This is a genomic window from Capilliphycus salinus ALCB114379 (assembly GCF_047276495.1).
In the GTDB taxonomy this organism is placed as follows: domain Bacteria; phylum Cyanobacteriota; class Cyanobacteriia; order Cyanobacteriales; family Microcoleaceae; genus Capilliphycus; species Capilliphycus salinus.
Window position 1 is genome coordinate 3,023,284 of the sequence record NZ_CP178543.1, and the last position, 16,300, is coordinate 3,039,583.

General features: G+C 39.0%; 15 protein-coding genes. 5 read left to right on the plus strand and 10 right to left on the minus strand.

The window, feature by feature from the left end; all coding sequences use genetic code 11:
* Window positions 1–55 precede the first annotated feature (55 nt).
* Together ACL6C3_RS12495 and ACL6C3_RS12500 are read right to left on the minus strand one after the other, a co-directional pair.
* Window positions 56–1,363 (minus strand): glycosyltransferase family 4 protein, encoded by a 1,308-nt coding sequence (locus ACL6C3_RS12495; protein WP_413167486.1) that lies wholly within the window; start codon window positions 1,361–1,363, stop codon window positions 56–58.
* A gap of 860 nt (window positions 1,364–2,223) precedes the next feature.
* Entirely contained in the window at window positions 2,224–2,865 is a 642-nt protein-coding gene (locus ACL6C3_RS12500; RefSeq protein ID WP_413167487.1) for a YdcF family protein, read from the minus strand.
* A gap of 396 nt (window positions 2,866–3,261) precedes the next feature.
* Between ACL6C3_RS12500 and ACL6C3_RS12505 the strand changes: the two genes are divergently transcribed.
* From ACL6C3_RS12505 to ACL6C3_RS12525, 5 genes are all read left to right on the plus strand, one after another.
* Window positions 3,262–4,074: a PEP-CTERM sorting domain-containing protein gene (locus ACL6C3_RS12505; RefSeq protein ID WP_413167488.1), complete on the plus strand. Its 813-nt coding sequence runs from the start codon at window positions 3,262–3,264 to the stop codon at window positions 4,072–4,074.
* 926 nt (window positions 4,075–5,000) lie between these two features.
* A complete protein-coding gene (locus tag ACL6C3_RS12510; protein WP_413167489.1) occupies window positions 5,001–5,660 on the plus strand; it encodes a PEP-CTERM sorting domain-containing protein in 660 nt (219 codons plus the stop codon).
* 79 nt (window positions 5,661–5,739) lie between these two features.
* The gene (gene crtA, locus ACL6C3_RS12515; RefSeq protein WP_413167490.1) at window positions 5,740–6,606 is read left to right on the plus strand and encodes a cyanoexosortase A; all 867 of its coding nucleotides are present in this window, start codon (window positions 5,740–5,742) and stop codon (window positions 6,604–6,606) included.
* Window positions 6,603–7,259 (plus strand): cyanoexosortase A system-associated protein, encoded by a 657-nt coding sequence (locus ACL6C3_RS12520; protein WP_413167491.1) that lies wholly within the window; start codon window positions 6,603–6,605, stop codon window positions 7,257–7,259. The genes crtA and ACL6C3_RS12520 overlap by 4 nt, the downstream gene beginning before the upstream one ends.
* 54 nt (window positions 7,260–7,313) lie before the next feature.
* The gene (locus tag ACL6C3_RS12525) at window positions 7,314–8,057 is read left to right on the plus strand and encodes an HpsJ family protein (protein ID WP_413167492.1); all 744 of its coding nucleotides are present in this window, start codon (window positions 7,314–7,316) and stop codon (window positions 8,055–8,057) included.
* Between the two features lie 169 nt (window positions 8,058–8,226).
* Here the strand turns inward: ACL6C3_RS12525 and ACL6C3_RS12530 are convergent, their stop codons facing one another.
* From ACL6C3_RS12530 to ACL6C3_RS12565, 8 genes are all read right to left on the minus strand, one after another.
* Complete coding sequence (locus ACL6C3_RS12530) at window positions 8,227–8,985, minus strand: glycosyltransferase family 2 protein (protein WP_413167493.1); 759 nt, start codon at window positions 8,983–8,985, stop codon at window positions 8,227–8,229.
* Between the two features lie 73 nt (window positions 8,986–9,058).
* Window positions 9,059–10,201, minus strand: coding sequence for a glycosyltransferase family 4 protein (locus ACL6C3_RS12535; protein ID WP_413167494.1), 1,143 nt, complete (start codon window positions 10,199–10,201; stop codon window positions 9,059–9,061).
* Between the two features lie 104 nt (window positions 10,202–10,305).
* Complete coding sequence (locus ACL6C3_RS12540) at window positions 10,306–11,529, minus strand: glycosyltransferase (RefSeq protein WP_413167495.1); 1,224 nt, start codon at window positions 11,527–11,529, stop codon at window positions 10,306–10,308.
* Between the two features lie 17 nt (window positions 11,530–11,546).
* Complete coding sequence (locus ACL6C3_RS12545) at window positions 11,547–12,704, minus strand: glycosyltransferase (RefSeq protein ID WP_413167496.1); 1,158 nt, start codon at window positions 12,702–12,704, stop codon at window positions 11,547–11,549.
* A 56-nt stretch (window positions 12,705–12,760) separates the two neighbouring features.
* On the minus strand, window positions 12,761–14,002 hold the full coding sequence (locus ACL6C3_RS12550; RefSeq protein WP_413167497.1) for a glycosyltransferase: 1,242 nt from the start codon (window positions 14,000–14,002) through the stop codon (window positions 12,761–12,763).
* 257 nt (window positions 14,003–14,259) lie between these two features.
* Complete coding sequence (locus ACL6C3_RS12555; protein ID WP_413167498.1) at window positions 14,260–15,273, minus strand: glycosyltransferase family 4 protein; 1,014 nt, start codon at window positions 15,271–15,273, stop codon at window positions 14,260–14,262.
* Window positions 15,270–15,863, minus strand: coding sequence for a hypothetical protein (locus ACL6C3_RS12560; protein ID WP_413167499.1), 594 nt, complete (start codon window positions 15,861–15,863; stop codon window positions 15,270–15,272). The genes ACL6C3_RS12555 and ACL6C3_RS12560 overlap by 4 nt, the downstream gene beginning before the upstream one ends.
* A 37-nt stretch (window positions 15,864–15,900) precedes the next feature.
* Entirely contained in the window at window positions 15,901–16,257 is a 357-nt protein-coding gene (locus tag ACL6C3_RS12565) for a hypothetical protein (protein ID WP_413167500.1), read from the minus strand.
* Window positions 16,258–16,300 lie beyond the last annotated feature (43 nt).

Below are 16,300 nucleotides of genomic sequence, written 5' to 3' on the forward strand. Positions count from 1 at the left end.
TAACCTGCATTTTTTGGGAGTTAATCGAATGGAATTCAATGGAAATCAATCTCTGCTAAACCTTCACCTTTGATAAGGTGGTAAAATATTGTTTAGCAATAATTTCAGGAGTCAACTTGGCTTCTAAATATTGACGGCCAGCATCACCCATTCGGTGAGCTAATTCAGGTTCAGAAGCGAGTAAACGAATAAACTGAGCCAGTTGAGTTCCCTCTCCATTATCAAATGCAACGCCACATTTTGCTTCGGCAAGCAGTTGACGTAAATAGGAATGAGACTCACAAACTACGGCTACCGGAGAGCCGGCCGCTAAAATGCCATAAAATTTACTCGGCGCAACAATTCCTTCCATTCCGGCAGTTACACTCACTAAAGACAGGTCACAAGCGGTTAGAGAATAGGGAAGAACTGCTTTGTCTTGATAGGGCAAGAATACACAGTTATTTAATCCTAATTCTCGCACTTTCTTGATGCAACTTTCTCGCTTTGCTCCGCCACCGATGAAGACAAATTGAATGGGTTCATCTCGCAATTCGATAGCAGCTTCCATAATGGTATTCATGTCATGGCATCGGCCCATATTACCGGAATAAAGGACTGTAAATTTTTCCAGTAAGTTAAATTCACGGGCGAACCAATTCTCATTTTTATCGAGGGGTTTAATAAAGTTGGGATCTGCCCAGTTTTGAATGACAGTTATTTTCTCCTCGATTTCCGGAGATTTAGCTGCAATTCTGTCTTTCATCGTTGAACTAAGAACGATAATGGCATCGGCTTTTTTCCAAACTTTACAGTTAATCCAATCCCAAAATTTTACCAAGGGATTTTGGCGGGAAACCACACCTAATTCAACGGCGACATCGGGATATAAGTCATACAATAAACAAATGTAACGCTGACCAAAACAGAGATGGGCTAGATAACCCAAAATGGTTAAATACGGGGGTGCTGTTGTCAGCACTAAAATTTGAGAACGGTTAACACTTCTGAGCAAATGTAAACCGGCTCTAAAACAAAAAAACAATCCATTTAAAGCTTTACCTCTAATTCTTTTCGACCAAATCTGTGTGGTTCGGGTTCGTTGAATATGTACTCCTTTATCAATTTGTTTTTGAGGAGCCTTGTTATTTTTAAATGCGTATCCGGGCTGTCCAGTAAATATTTTTACTTGCATTCCTAAGGATTGCAATTGAGCGGCAAGTTCTGCAATAAGCTGGCCTGTTGCTGCATAATCGGGAGGATAAAACTGAGTAATAATTGACAGTTCACTCAGTTGAGGGTTAGGAAAAATTGTAGATGTTTCTGAGGATGTATACTGTTCAACTGATACAGTTTCTACTTTTCCCAGATGTGTATTAGGCATTGCAGCTTCCTTTAGCATAACTAAAATTCCAGATAGATTGAGCTAATTTGATGGCATTCAATCGTTAATCCTTTTTACAAAAGCTTTAAATAACATCCGGAATTTTAAAGGTGTTATGAAGTTTTTTTTCGGAATAATTTTAAACGGCACAAAATCAGCTTTATGTAAACTGTGGATAAAGCTGAAAGTTAGATCTTAAATCTGTTGGTTTTTAGGTGAGCATCCCCGAAAATATTAAGAGTTGAAATAAATTCCTATCCCCGGAGAGAAACTTAATCTTTATCTCATAATTTTGACATCGAGATCGGACCGGAAAAACACAACTGTAATTCGGCCTAAGGATAGGGACTGTAAATTTTTGATCTGGTAATTCCTCCCCCGTAAATTTGAACAGAAAAGTGGTTGAACCGATAATTAATCATCTGAATTTACCGTTTGTTCTAGTTGTAGCAAACGGCGATTAAAAATGTGAGGAAAGATAGAATACCCCGGTCAAATAGATAGCTATTTCATCAATTTGTGCCATGCTTGGAATGAGACTGCGTTCACTCAGTTAAATCACAAGCCCAAGCAATTGTTTTGACTTGGGACGATCATAGTATTTTTTCTGGAAAAAGTAACGGGGATTTTTGTAAAATTTACCGGGTTTTCTGTAAAGTAGTTGTAAAACCCGGTGATCATATACAAAAAAAACCTCTAACCTCATTTTTAGGGGTTGGCGGTGTCTGAGGAGGATATCTGTAGCAATAATTCAGTAAAATTCTTAAATCAAAGTGAAATATAAATGCTTAGAACCAACTGAACTTAGCCTTTATGTTCTGCTATATATCGACTCATATAAACCAGTAATCCGGTTGATCCTATCCCTGAAAATAGCTGGGGTCTGGGTTCCCTGGGTGTATGGATTTAAACCTCGGAGTCACTGCTACCCGAGGATTAAGGCTCGCTCCAGTTCGCCCTGTCACCACCCACAGAATCGAACGTCCCACATCCCGCCAGATCCGCAAGGAAGACTCTTTTTGTTGTCTAGAAGCGACGGCTACCGGGGTAAAGGTGATTCCTTGACTCCCGAGGACGATGGTGGCGATCGCCTGGGAGCGAGGGAGATGAAAATCTGAAGTAATCAAATAAATATGTTGGATATTCCGTTGTTTGAACTCACCGACCATCGAGGTAAAATTTGTTACCGTATCCACCGCTAAGTAATCGAGGTGAACCCGACGCTCGGGGATTTTCGCGGCCCGAAAGATATCCATTGCCGGTTCAGGGGGGATTCCAGACGATACCCAAATGTCTAAGTCGGGGTGGTTTTTAGCGAATTGAGCGGTAAACAGTTCTCGATCGGAACCCCCGCCCAAAGTGAAAATTGCTTGAGGTTGTGGGGCTTGATAGTGAGCGATCGCGAGTTGGACTGGAATAATGCTGATCGGAAACAGAAGTAGAATTGAGCCGGCCCAGATCATCCAATGGTTGGGTAATTTTTTGCGCTGAAACCAGTTCATAGATTGTAAATTTTACTATTATAGTAACCGATGTTAAGTTAGATTGGGGAGTTACACAGATTCAGGGTTCGGTATCTGTCGATCAGGAGAGGACAAATTTATCTGATCTGAGTTAAATTTTGGACTTGACTTTGAAAATAAGGAGGTTTTTTAAAGCCAGTTTATTATTTTTTTACAAAAATAATAAGATTACGTAAAATTGCCTGGATTTGTCCTGAGAACCCTTTCAATTGCTGTAAACTGAACTAGACGAACTTGAGTGCAGGATTGAATCTATACTCATCAAAAGAGAGAGCATGGATGTTCTCAACAAATCCAAATTGATCTGTAGGACATAAGACTCTCCCCCTCCTTCTGAGTCACCCCAAAAGAATTTCTTTTGGAAAGCTCCAAAGTTTGGATTCAACTCATGGAGAAATCAATTTCATGTTCAATCCCATAGCCCATATCTATAACTCAAAACTCATCCCAGGGCTGGCTAGTTTTTTGATCACTGCCACCCTGTTTGGATTGGAGAGTTCGGCTCAAGCTATCGTCCTGAATGGTGGTTTTGAGAGCGGTGATTTCTCTGGTGGATGGATTCCCATTGGCAACAGTAGCATTGTTACAAATGCCTATGGTGTAACGCCCACTGAGGGAGAGTTTCAGGCTTTAATTACAACTAAAAGCGGCTCCGTTTCTGATACCTGCTCACAATTTAATCTCGTCTGTTTGGAAAGGTTTCTAGACTTGCCATCCGGGAGTTTAGACACCTTAGTACCGGAAGGAGTAGTGGAAGGTTCAGCTATCAAACGTTCCTTGACCGTTCGAGCAGGAGAAACCCTAAGTTTTTCTTGGAATTTTCTTTCCAATGAAACTTTATTTGATGACGATCCCACTACATATAATGACTTGGCTTTTATCTCAATTGGTACGGTCGAAAAAATCGCTGATACTTTTGACTTAGTACGGTCATCGAACACCCGTTTTGACACGGAAAGTGGATATCGAAGCTTTTCCTACACCTTTACCCAAGGGGGAACCTATCTGTTAGGAATAGGGGTTCTCGATGCGGAGGATAGTAATGATTTTTTCCCCTCCGGCTTGCTGGTTGACAATGTAGAAATTCAATCTGTTCCTGAACCGATGACGATTTGGGGTTCTCTAGTTGCATTAGGAGTCGGCGCACTTCTTAAAAAGCGGCATTCTCAAGACGAAAACTCTGATTAAATGTCATCGATCCAAGAATAGTTTTCCCGAAGCGATCGCTTTGATTGTCCAACGGTTGAAGCGATCGTTCTTTTTGGAATAAAATCCAGCTTTACAAAACCCCCCCTTTTGTAAAGCCAAAGGCCAGAGTCTCTTTATAAATCCCCTAGAAATGTAAAAATCAAAGGTTGATTTCTAAAGATTTTTGAAAGCCTTGTCAATGCAAGTCACTGAAGTGACAGTTGATGGCACTTGAGTCACCCCCCGGCGAAAAGTATTATTTGAAACAACAAACATCTCAGTATGCCCGGGGGGATCGTCCTAGACCCGGAATGGCAGGTTGTTACTCGGGCCGTCGGACCGGCCATCAGGACTTTGATTGCAGGACTAGACTTCAATGAATTTCTATCCATTTCCAAGTTCCCCATAATTATTAAAAATATATTTAGATTGAAAATCACCCCAGCGTCAAATCAAACAAATACACAATTCCTCAAACTTTACAAAAGGGGGGGTTTTTTAAAGTTATACCTGACTTCAGTAGAAAAAACATGAAGATTCTGTAAAGCCACTGGGGAAAATCCGGAGAAGTATTCAGAGTTTGGAAAAGGGGAGTAATGATTTGGCTCCGTAAATATACGGTTAAGTTGAATCAGCAACTTGACCTCTGACTCTCAGAAGTATTCAGAGTTTGAAAAAGAGGAGTAATGATCTGGCTCGGTGAGTACACGGTAGGGTAGAGCCATAAACACAACAAGTTAAGGATTAAGTTGACTACTGGAGCCAGTCATCACAAGTTTTTGAAAAAAAGGGAACACTACCGAAGTTTGAGCCTTGAAACCCAGCCCGATTTGAAATCACAAAAAAAAGTCGTGATTTCATCGATGATATCGTTATTGTGATTGCCCTTTCTATTGTCCAAAAGCATTTCCTGGGGAATTCGTGTTATGACAATTACATCTGTTCTAAAAACATTATCAGTCGCCACTACAGCAGCCATTGCCATCGCTTTTTCTGTGGGAGAAGCAGCACAGGCTGTTTTTTTCGACTTTACACGTCCCGGCGAACCTGTTAATTTCTTGAGTGAGCTAACGTTTTCATCTCCAACAGGAATAACAGTAACAGCAACTGGCGCTACTCTAGGCGGGAATTCAAGAAATATTAATCAAAGCCAGTTCGGTTTGGGAGTTGGAAATCTAAGTCCAATTGAGGTGAATGGTAGTTTAGGAATCGCCAACGACGAGATTTTACGTCTTGACTTTGATTCATCTAAAATCAAGGTCAATGAAGTTCTGTTTAGTTTAGTGAGTGGGGATGATAACGCCTCTTTCCGTTTAGATGAGGATAATAGTAAAGTATTACTCGAACAACTGCTAGATACTTCTGGTATTTTTAGCTTTTCTGGAACCGCTCTCGAAAATATATTTGCTAATGTCGTTGAGATTGGCGCTTTAGAACCTACTGATTCCTTCTTTGTTGCTGGAATTGATGTTTCACCTATTCCCGAACCCTTTACCATCTTCGGTTCATTGTCTGCTCTCGGTGTTGGAACTCTGATGAAAAAACAACACGACAAGCGTCAAAAAAAAGTCAAATCTGATGCCTAGTTGATTGTCGAAATCACCTTGAATAACCCCTTCATTCTCTCTCAATGAGGGGGTTTTCTTGACCTAACTGCCGAAGGCTATGAACGCAATTTCTCCTGTTTTATTCCAACGCATCAAAACCTCTCCGTTCTGGCTTTTAACCATTGGTTCCGGCTTGATGGCGATTCATTTGACGTTAGTGTGGAGAGCAGACAATCCCAATACACTCGGCACCAGCATATTATTTTGGTCTGCTGTCGCTTCAATGATTTGGCAAAGGCGCTATGACTTGAAACTCGAAAGCGGAATGTTGGCGAGTCTGATTGGTTTTTTGCTAATTGCTGTCATTTTGATTAGAATTTATTCTATTCCTTTGGGTGGAAATTTCTTTGATTTAATTCCGGTTTTGTCTGGTTTAGGATTGGGGTTACTCGCCTCGGGATTTAGGGGATTAAAACAATATTGGACGGAGTTAGTCGCCCTGTTTTTTATCGGCGCTCCTCGCCTGTTAGAACCCTGGATAGTTGATATTTCACCAATTACAGCAAAATTTTCGGCGTTTGTGTTGTGGTACTCTGGTTTTGATGCCAAACTCAACGGAGTATATATCAGCTTACCGACAGGAACGGTGGAAGTATATCCGGGTTGTTCGGGTATCGAAACCATGATTCATTTGTTGGGTTTAGCACTGCTATTTCTGTTGATGTTTCCGACCCATTGGATACAGAAAATTTTGGTGCCAATTGTGGCTTTTAGTCTGGGATTTATTGTCAATGGTTTTCGGGTGATGTTATTGGCTATTTTAGTGGCACAAAACAATACAGAAGCCTTTGACTATTGGCATCATCGAGATGGTTCCTTTGTTTTTTCCATTGTGGCGGTGTTGCTGTTTGGGCTGTTTTGCTGGTTTTTATTACAACAGAATGACCGCGAACCCCAACAGACAATGGAGGGTTATGAGTTATGAAGATGTGGCATCAACTGCGAACTCCTTTGTTAGCTTTTACGGGTAGCTTTGTCATTGTAGTTTTAGCCCGAGTTGTGCTTGCATCTTCTACTCAAACTCTCAGCAAAACAACGATTGATTTACCCGACTCAGTACCGTTATCTGAGTGGAATAGCGCGAGTTATACTCTTGAAAAACCCGAGGAAGAATCCTTATTTAAGCCGCCAGACCAACGCTATCAATATATTCAGAATGATCTTCTGACTCTGAATATTGAAATGCGCTATCTTCCCGGAGGAGATGTAGAGAGGCTTGTTGAAAAATACCAGCTTTCCCCATCATTTCCTCTAGTACGTCAACAAGAAAACGTTGGTTTTTATGGGCTGTTCGTTGCTGAAAAACGAGCTTATCTCAGCGCTTGTATTAACCCCAAGGGAATTAGTACCTTTACCCGCAAACAATACAGTCAAAATCAGTCGATTTATACTCTAGAATGGAATCGCTTGCTTCCCTGGTTTTTGGGACAAAAACAACTGCGACAACGGGGTTGTTTGTGGGCGAATTTATCTATTCCTCTAGAAGAGGATTCTCCAGAAGCAGCTTATCAAGTCTTAGAGAAAGCTTGGTTTTCTTGGTATGGTTGGTGGTCTGCTAATTTTCCCCGTTTAAATTGAGATTGTTTATCATCTCATTTAGTCAACTTTTGATTTAATTTATTTTGACTAGCCATGACTCAAGTTGATAGTTCTTCTTCTCATCAATCTGTAGAAGTATTACGGCGTTTTAATATCAGTCTTCTACGTTCAATTAATCTCGTGCGATGGGTCGGATATGGATTTTTAGTTTTGAGTTTATTTGACTTAATTGATATCTTGTATCCGCCTGACTTTATGAATCCGTCTTGGGAATTGCAAACGATGGGACAGTTAGTTGAACGAGTGGCGGTTCCTCTCCTGGCTTTTGTCTTAATCTTTTTTGGTGAACGCAATTCCCGAGATCGTTGGGAAATTCCGGTTTTAAATTTTTTATCTTGGTTTGCTTTAGTCTATGGAATTATATTTTTATTATTGATTCCACTTGGGCTATTTAATACCTTGAGAATTGATCGCCAAGCTAATCAACAACTCTCGACTCAGGTGAATCAAGTTAAAACTCAGATTCAACAGGTTCAAGACCAACTGAAAACGGTGAATAATCCGGCAGAAATGGAAGATTTATTAAGTCGGATTAATCCTCAAGCTGGTACACCAGAGATTGAAAGTTTTCAGCAATTTGAAGACATCAAAACTCGTCTATCAACGGTGGTCGCCAATAGCGATCAACAAATTACAACCCGAGCGAAAGAAGCCCGTAGCACCCAACGTCAAAATCTGCTTAAACGTTCGATTAAATGGAATTTAGGTGCTTTGATTACCAGCGCTTTATTTATTACGATTTGGAAAGGGACAGTCTGGGCTAGACAAAAATGGTAAGTTCAAGATTTAAGGACAATAAAATTGACTAAGTTTTAGATTTTGTCCGCTGGTTTTTAGAAAATTAATCTCGACGCTCAAACAACTGTATCAGTTTTTAAGCAGGTAGCGATCGCCATCAGTTTAGATGGGGATTGCTACCCTTGATAAAGTCGATAAAACTTCAAGATTATTGGCGATTTTCCAATAACCGAATTGAAAGCCAAAGTTCGGCTAAAGTCCGCTGAAAAGCATAATAAAAACCAGCCCGACCCTCGAAAATACCCCCTTTGAAAATTAAGCAATAAAAAAGGACAATAAAGGGAGCAAAAATTATTTTTTGTCGGATGCGGTCGCTCAAACTTAATTCTGATGCAGGTGTTTCTAAAAGTTTTTTTGCTTCGATAATCATGTAGCGATCTTGCGCCCATAACCAACGACTCAGAGATTTGCGATCGTCGTGATCGATACAAGAAGATAACATTCCTGAGTTTCCCTTGACTTGCAATAATTGCGTGTGTCCATCATCAATATAGATGGCTTTTTCTCGTTTAAATAAAACCTCACGAGGGGGAAGTATTGTTCCCCGTAACGGTTGACCAAAAACACAGTATCTAAACCGTACAAAATAACTATCGAATTGAGTATTAACAGGTATTTTTTTGAGTTCCTCTATCAGTTCATCTGTTAACCGATAGTCAGCATCGAGAGACAATACCCATTCTGATGTGACTTTTTCCAAGCCATAGTTCCATTGATTAGTATGAGTATCAAACTCCCGTTGAAATATCTCAACTTGAGGATAAGACTTGAAAATTTCTAAGGTTGAGTCGGTACTGTAGCTGTCAATAACTACAATTCGTTTCGCCCAAGTCAATTGTTTAAGTGTGCGATAGATGTTGGGAGATTCGTTGTAAGTGAGAATCAAAGGTGTTATTTTTTCTAGCATAAACTTGTGCCTAAATTTAGGTTATTTGTTTAAAATATGTGACGGGAAAATTAGATCATTTAAAAAAGCAAAGCTAAACCTTTATATTGTTTAGTAATTGTGCAAAATCATCAAGATAGATATTTGCAATCTTTTCATAGCTATAATTCTGTGCTTTTTGAGCCACATTTAACCCAATTTCAAGCGTTTTTTCCCAATCGGTAATAGCTGCGGTGAATGTTTCCGCGAGATTTTCAACGGCTCGATCGCTACGATGATCGAAAAAATAGCCATCAATCCCTTCTTGAATATAGTCTTCAAAACAAGCAAGATTAGAAACAACAGGAACTAAACCTGTCGCCATAGCTTCGAGAGGAGCAACGGGAAAAGCTTCTCCTTTTTCCGCGAGGGAAGGGTAGCAAAATAAGTCGGCAGAACGATAAGTATCAGCGAGTTTATAAGGATCAAAAATCGCATCTAAAAAATCAATCGGTAAACCTTCAGCTTTGGTCTTAAGTATGCGGAAATATTCTTCTCCTCCGCCTCCTTGAGTTCCTTTGAACGGGCCGACGATTTTTAAGCGAACTTGGGGAATTTTCTCAACTAAAATTTTGAAAGCATCTATAAGAAGATGAATTCCTTTTTCGGGATGAACTCGACCCACATATAAAATTGTTTTTTCCTCTCGATGAACTTGGGGAGAAGTCGGAGGCGAAAAAATAGAAGTATCAATCGGATTTGGAATAATTCGCATTCGTGGAATAGCAGCAGGATCTTCTTGGGAAATTCCCTCTTGAATAACCCGAGATAAAGCCACAAACCGAGTTACACCCGCATACAAACCCAAGCGATATTGACCTTTGGGAAAGCGACCCGCATGAATGACAATTTTACCCGCATCGGGACGAAAAACCGAGGCAAAAAAAGGCAACCAAAAATCATTAATAATTAAAATATCTGCCGAGGGTAAAGTTGGAAATGTGGTCAGACCATAAGCAAAATCTTTAACTAAATCTAGGTAAATATTGGTGCTTTGAGGAAGCCCGCCTCGACGAATATAGGTGACTTTATTCCTGATTTCGTGATTCGGTTGACCCGGATAGGATCGACAGAGAATTTTAACTTGATGACCTTGAGTTGCAAAAGATTCTGCTAAACCTTGCCAAATTCTTCCTGTTGAACCGCCTTGTAGGGGAGGAACAGGAAGCCAAGGGCCTGTAACAATATTAATTCGCATGAAATTTGGTCAGTTTAGGATAACTTGAAATCGCGGAAATCTTCATGTTATAATCCCTTCTTCCAGCGTTAGATTTAATATCCGGAACGATTGATGATTTAATGTTAATAAAAATCAACGCTACTCGGACGATCCCCCTCCCCTAATATCCAGTGATAAACTTTTGACATTTCCTCAGCAATTACACCCCAAGAATATTTTTGTTCGACCATTATTCGTCCTCGAAATCCCATTTCTTGACGTTCGCGATCCGACAATTGAATTGCTTCGATTAGAGCTTCTTTTAAAGCATTTTGGTGATCGTCAATCCACCAACCACAACGATATTCAACTAAATCTTTCCAAGGCGCACCTTTAGTTGTAATGGCAGGAACACCATAAGCAAGGGACTCAGCGATAGCAATTCCAAAGTTTTCTGAATGAGTGGGGAGGACAAATAAATCAGATTGACTGAGAGCGGCGACTTTCAATTCCCCTGAAAGCATTCCGGTAAATGTCACCTGTTTTGTTAATCCTAATTGACTGGTTAAAGATTGAAGTTTTGCCCGGTAGCCAATTAAATCAGGCCCGGCAATAATCAGATGCCATTGGGGAAATTGATTGATTAATGATTGCCAAACATACAGGAGATTATCTATTCCTTTTTTGGGATGGAGTCGCGATAAAAAGAGTAATATTTTTTTATCTTCTAGTTCGGGAAAGGCTTGATTTAAGACTTGGCGATCGGGTAAATTATACAAGGATGGAATGGTGATTCCATTGGGAATTAATGCGATGGGTTGTTTATAACCGAGTCGGCGAATTGACCGAACTTCTTCCTCGGAAGTAGCATGAAAAGCTGTAGCACTGTTGAGATTTTTTCGTTCATATAAAATCAAAGCTAACCATTTTTTATACCAACTATTTCTCAGCGACCATGACTCTAACATTCCTCGGGGAGAAATCACTAAAGGTAATCGATTGACAAGAGCAGCTTTACGAGCATAAATATTTGGAAACATCCATAAACCATGATTATGAATTAGATCAATTTCAGTAGAAGCAAGTTGTTCAAGATGTTGGTAAGCACTGGGTTGAAAACCTCGTAGATATCGAGCAATTACAGTGGCATTGTAGCTATGTAGTTGAACTCCATTTGTAGTCACTTGCTCCCCGACTTTTTGATAGTTTAAGGTGAACAAGTGAGGAAATATTTGCTTTTCGGATAAGGCTTGAGTGAGATGGGTTACTGAATAAGCTGGCCCTCCAACTTCTTCATTAATACTGGCAACAACATGACAGATATGAGGATAACGGTTTTGAGGTTTGATCGCTAGTTTTTGAGACATTTAAGACGCTCCTGTATTTATCTAGGGTTACAAAAATTATTTATCGATTGATTTAAGCGGGCTTTAAACTGCTCAAATCCGTATATTTCAATGACTCTCTTTCGTAAATTTTCGGGTTGATACATCAGGGAAAGTGGATAGGTGCGCTGTAAAATTTTAACTAATGTTTGAGCAATTTCTTTGCTATCATCGGGATTAACTAAAGCCCCTAATTCACCCTGACATAAAGCATCAGTTGCACCATCTAAATTTCCTCCGATAACGGGTTTACCACAGGCTAAAGCTTCTAAAAAAACAATACCAAATCCTTCAAGTTTGCTCGGCATTGCAAACACATCACAAAGATTATAATGATCGCAAAGTTCTGAATCGGGAACGAATCCGGCTAGGGTAACACAATCTTGAAGCTGTTTTTGAGCAATTGCTTTTTCTAATCGAGGTCGGTCGTCTCCTTTTCCCGCAATAATATAATGAATGTTAGGTATAACTTGACGGATTTGCGGTAAGATTTCTAGAATTTTGTCATATCCTCGATAGGATTCCTGACTGACTAAACGATTAACAGTTAATAGAATTGGCTGTTCGGGTTGGAGTTGGTATCGCTCTAATAGATAGGAAGGTTTGCTGGAAATTTTAAATCGATTGCTGTCGAATGTATTCGGTAAAAGTGATAGTTTTTTAGGGTTTAAATTTTGTTCTTGAATTAAGCGGTCGCGTGTATAGTTACTAACACAGAGAATTTTATCGGCATTATGGAGTGCTTTTTGTAGGGAAGGACGTTGAATATTCCATGCTTCTATTCCGTGTGCGATCGCCCAATAGGGAATACCTGTTAGTTGTTTTAAATAGTCAGCAGCTACGGTAAAATTTAGATGGGTGCTAATAATCAGATCGGGATGTTTTAAAATTCCACCTGCAAGTATTTGACTGCCAAAAATAGCAGTTCGCACTTTTACTGGCCATTTGCCGGCAAAGTGAAACTGAGTATTGCTCAGAGGAGTAAATCCAGTAGAAATCTGAGTGTCATGTTTTAAAAAGAGATCATATTTAACTGAATTTTTAATCTGTTGTAAGGCTTCTAAAAAAAAGGATGAGTAAACTTGAATCCCTCCTTTGAATTCAAACATATTCGGCAACCACAGATGAATTTTATTAAGACCAAGGACTTTTGACATAGTTTTTTGGTATTTTAACGGTAATAATTTAGCTGTTGTTGATCAACTTGTAGGATCTAAAAATGTATACAATTTGGAGGATCATATCCTCGAAAAATCCACTGATAGACTTGAGACATTTGTTGAGCAATTGAGTCCCAAGAATATTTAGTTTTTACTAAATCTCTTCCTCTTAAACCCATTGCTTCACGTTCTCGATCGGACAGTTGCATCGCCTCAGTTAAAGCGCCTGCAAGTTGAGATCGCGTGTTTTCAATCCACCAACCACAGTCATAGGTTAATAAGTCTTCCCAGGGCGCACCTTTAGTTGTAATGACTGGAACTCCATAGGCTAAAGCTTCAGCGATCGCAATACCAAAATTTTCAGAATAGGTTGGTAATACGAATAAATTAGCATTAGATAATGCAATCTTTTTTTTCTGTGCAGAGAGCATACCTGTAAATGTTACGCGCTCCTGAAGACACAACTCTGCGGCTAAGATTTCTAACTTTTTTTGATATCCTAATGTATCGGGGCCGGCGATAACTAAATGCCAATCGTCGAATATTCCTGAAATTATTTTCCAAGTTAATATCAAATTTTCTAAGCCTTTTTTCGGATGAATTCTGGACATAAAAAGCAACCATTTTTTATCTTTCAATTCAGAAAAATCTTGAACGAGTCTTTCTCGCTCAGATTTAAGTATTTGATTTTCTACTTCGACTCCATTGGGAATAATAGCAATAGGTTGTTTGAAGCCCAAACTGCGAATTGCTAAAAATTCTTCAAAAGAGGTTGCATGAAAAACGGTAGCACTTGACAAATTTTTCGATTCATACAATAACCAAGCTATACATTTCTTGAAATGATTAAATTTTAAAGACCAAGAATTCAGCATTCCATGAGTTGAAATGACCAGGGGTAAATGATATTTAAGAGCAGATTGACGTGCATAAAGATTGGGAAACATCCATAAACCATGATTGTGAATTAAATCCAATTCGCTTGCAGCTAATTCCCCCAGCGCCCGACTCGCTAAAGGATGAAATCCTCGAATATAGCGAGTAATTCGGTTAGCATGATAGCTATGAAGTTTAACTCCCGAGGCTGTAACTTGTTGACCACATTCCTGATAATCTAGGGTAAATAAGTAAGAACAGATTCCCTGATTGGCAAGAACTTCAGCGAGGCTAGTGACCGCAAAAGCAGGGCCGCCTGTATGCTCGTTAATACTTGCAACAACTTGACAAATCCGCAGTGGGTTTGTATGACTTGAAATAAATGGCGATCCACAGTTAATATTATAAAAAAAGGTCATACAAGTTTCAGCAACACTGCACAAGATCGGTAAAGAGTAGATAGTTATAAAATACAGAATTTATTTGATTTTTCCGGAATCAAAACGTTTAGGTGAGGAGATCTTTATATTGGAATTTTTAATATTAACTTTTGTTAATTTTAGCTCAACGTTTGTTATCAATGACTTTTTGATAAATGGTGAGATAATCTCGAATCATATTTTCGGTTGTAAATCTTTGAGCATTAATTAAACCTTGAATAATTATTTGTTGCCGTTTAGGTAGATGAAAAATAATTTGTTCGGGCCGCTTGTTGATGATGAGTGGGATCGATGTATATTGCTGCTTGACCTCCTATTTCGTTGAGAGGAGGACGATTGGATGTAAATACCGGACAACCACAGGCTTGAGCTTCTATAATTGGCCAGCCAAAACCTTCTTGTAAGGAGGGAAAAACTAAAGCGATCGCGCCCGAATAGATCGCACGTAAATCTTCAGGATTGATGTCAACAAGTTCAATGATATTTTGACTTAAGTTATGAGTTTTAATAAATTCCCGCATTTCAGGGGTGAAAGGTTTACCCACCATAACTAAATGAAGTTTTGATAATTTATACTGGGGTAATAACTTCTCAAAAATTGAAAGGACACCCAATCGATTTTTATACCAATGATTCGCCCCGACGTGTAAAATATACTGGGTGTTTTTAGGAATTCCTAAACGTTCTAAATAATATTCAACCTGGGAAGATTGCATTGGGCTGTAGGGATAGTTTAAACCCTGGTAAATTAGGGAAACTGCCTCGGGTTTAATTGAGCAAAGACGTAATAAGTCGCTTTGAGTTTTCTGAGAAACACAAACGACGCTTTGAGCTTGATTCAATCCCTTCAGAATCATTTGCTGTAATTTCTTACCTGTCCAGCGAGTTTTATATTCAGGAAATTCTCCAAAACCCGAACGAATTGCTAATAAATCATGGCAAGTTACGACATGAGGAATATGTTGTAAATATTGGGTGTATATAGCATTTCCATGATCGCAAATATGCACGATATCAGGCCAAGATAAAGCTTGATAAAGTTGTGAGGGAAATAGAACTATTTTATCAATGTAGCCCAACCATTTTTGAATCGGTTTTAAAGTGGATTGAAAGCTTCCTAAGTAGGGTTGAGGACGTAAAACTCGCACCTGATGACCAAATTTAGGTAGAGTGGTAGCCAGCACATTCAAAAATATCTCCATGCTGATAATCGCATCCGGTTGATAGTTTCCAATGAGTAAAATTTTCATTCTGACTCTTTAATTTTTGTCCGGTTAATTTGCTTTTTTTTTAAGTTCCACAGCAGCCGCTTGATTTGAATAATCGCTTCACCTGGTAATAAATTTAGAGCGAAGTTTTTAGCGATTGCTTGGAGCGTTAAAGGTAATAATTTACGCTGTAAAGTGATAATATCTTGAGTGGTCATCGTGGCAACTGATGTATTGGGAAAAGCCGGATAATCAGTTTTGTAACCGAATCCTAAATAATTCATAATTTCGGGAGTCAGACGATCAATAAATTCTGTATTCACTAAGTTTGTTTCCCCATGTCCGATGTTGTTTGCACCAACTTGATCGACTTGAAAGAGTAGAGTTTCTCGACTATAATTGTTATCTTTAAAAGGTTCGGCTCGATGAACAGCATGAATATTACACAGAATTAAACTTCCTTTTTTTAAGGGAAAGCTGATAATATCTTGTTTATAGTTTTCTTGGACAAAATGATCGCTGAGATAAATTTCAGAATCATGTTTATGCGACCAGAGATGAGAGTCTTTAACCAATTGAAAAGGGTTTTTACTGACATCAGAAAGATAAAATAAAAACAGTAGTCCTGGCATATTATGCTTGCTTGATAATTGTCTGCCTGTTTGTCGATTATTGTCCGTATGCCAGGGGCATATGAGATATTTTTTGAGTTTGATAAATACGATGATTGATTAATACATATCTATCTTGAAAGTAGTTTTTACAAATCTCTAAAATTTGAGGTGAGGTGATCAAATCGTAAGCTTTTTTAGATTTTGCCAGACAATGGGTTAAAAATCTCTGATTTTTGGCGAGAACAACACCGACATCGTTTGTATTGATCAAAACTTGATCGAAGTTTACTTCTTGCAGTAATTCATTAATATACTGTTCTGTAAGGGCTTCTTCAAAAACAAAGAAACCTTTTTGTTGGAGAGAGTCAACGATTTCATCTGTCGTGATTTTTTGGAAAGCAGAGGTATACATAGCGTCTCATCTTTAAAACTAGAACATGGAATTTTTTTGGAGT

What these genes read in the sequence shown, in the direction of transcription:
- ACL6C3_RS12525 (WP_413167492.1), top strand. Translation starts at nt 7,314, where the DNA reads ATGACTCAAGTTGATAGTTCTTCTTCTCATCAATCTGTAGAAGTATTA.
- ACL6C3_RS12555 (WP_413167498.1), bottom strand. Translation starts at nt 15,273, where the DNA reads ATGAAAATTTTACTCATTGGAAACTATCAACCGGATGCGATTATCAGC.
- ACL6C3_RS12530 (WP_413167493.1), bottom strand. Translation starts at nt 8,985, where the DNA reads ATGCTAGAAAAAATAACACCTTTGATTCTCACTTACAACGAATCTCCC.
- ACL6C3_RS12510 (WP_413167489.1), top strand. Translation starts at nt 5,001, where the DNA reads ATGACAATTACATCTGTTCTAAAAACATTATCAGTCGCCACTACAGCA.
- ACL6C3_RS12500 (WP_413167487.1), bottom strand. Translation starts at nt 2,865, where the DNA reads ATGAACTGGTTTCAGCGCAAAAAATTACCCAACCATTGGATGATCTGG.
- ACL6C3_RS12495 (WP_413167486.1), bottom strand. Translation starts at nt 1,363, where the DNA reads ATGCCTAATACACATCTGGGAAAAGTAGAAACTGTATCAGTTGAACAG.
- ACL6C3_RS12560 (WP_413167499.1), bottom strand. Translation starts at nt 15,863, where the DNA reads ATGCCAGGACTACTGTTTTTATTTTATCTTTCTGATGTCAGTAAAAAC.
- ACL6C3_RS12540 (WP_413167495.1), bottom strand. Translation starts at nt 11,529, where the DNA reads ATGTCTCAAAAACTAGCGATCAAACCTCAAAACCGTTATCCTCATATC.
- ACL6C3_RS12545 (WP_413167496.1), bottom strand. Translation starts at nt 12,704, where the DNA reads ATGTCAAAAGTCCTTGGTCTTAATAAAATTCATCTGTGGTTGCCGAAT.
- ACL6C3_RS12550 (WP_413167497.1), bottom strand. Translation starts at nt 14,002, where the DNA reads ATGACCTTTTTTTATAATATTAACTGTGGATCGCCATTTATTTCAAGT.
- ACL6C3_RS12565 (WP_413167500.1), bottom strand. Translation starts at nt 16,257, where the DNA reads ATGTATACCTCTGCTTTCCAAAAAATCACGACAGATGAAATCGTTGAC.
- ACL6C3_RS12520 (WP_413167491.1), top strand. Translation starts at nt 6,603, where the DNA reads ATGAAGATGTGGCATCAACTGCGAACTCCTTTGTTAGCTTTTACGGGT.
- ACL6C3_RS12535 (WP_413167494.1), bottom strand. Translation starts at nt 10,201, where the DNA reads ATGCGAATTAATATTGTTACAGGCCCTTGGCTTCCTGTTCCTCCCCTA.
- crtA (WP_413167490.1), top strand. Translation starts at nt 5,740, where the DNA reads ATGAACGCAATTTCTCCTGTTTTATTCCAACGCATCAAAACCTCTCCG.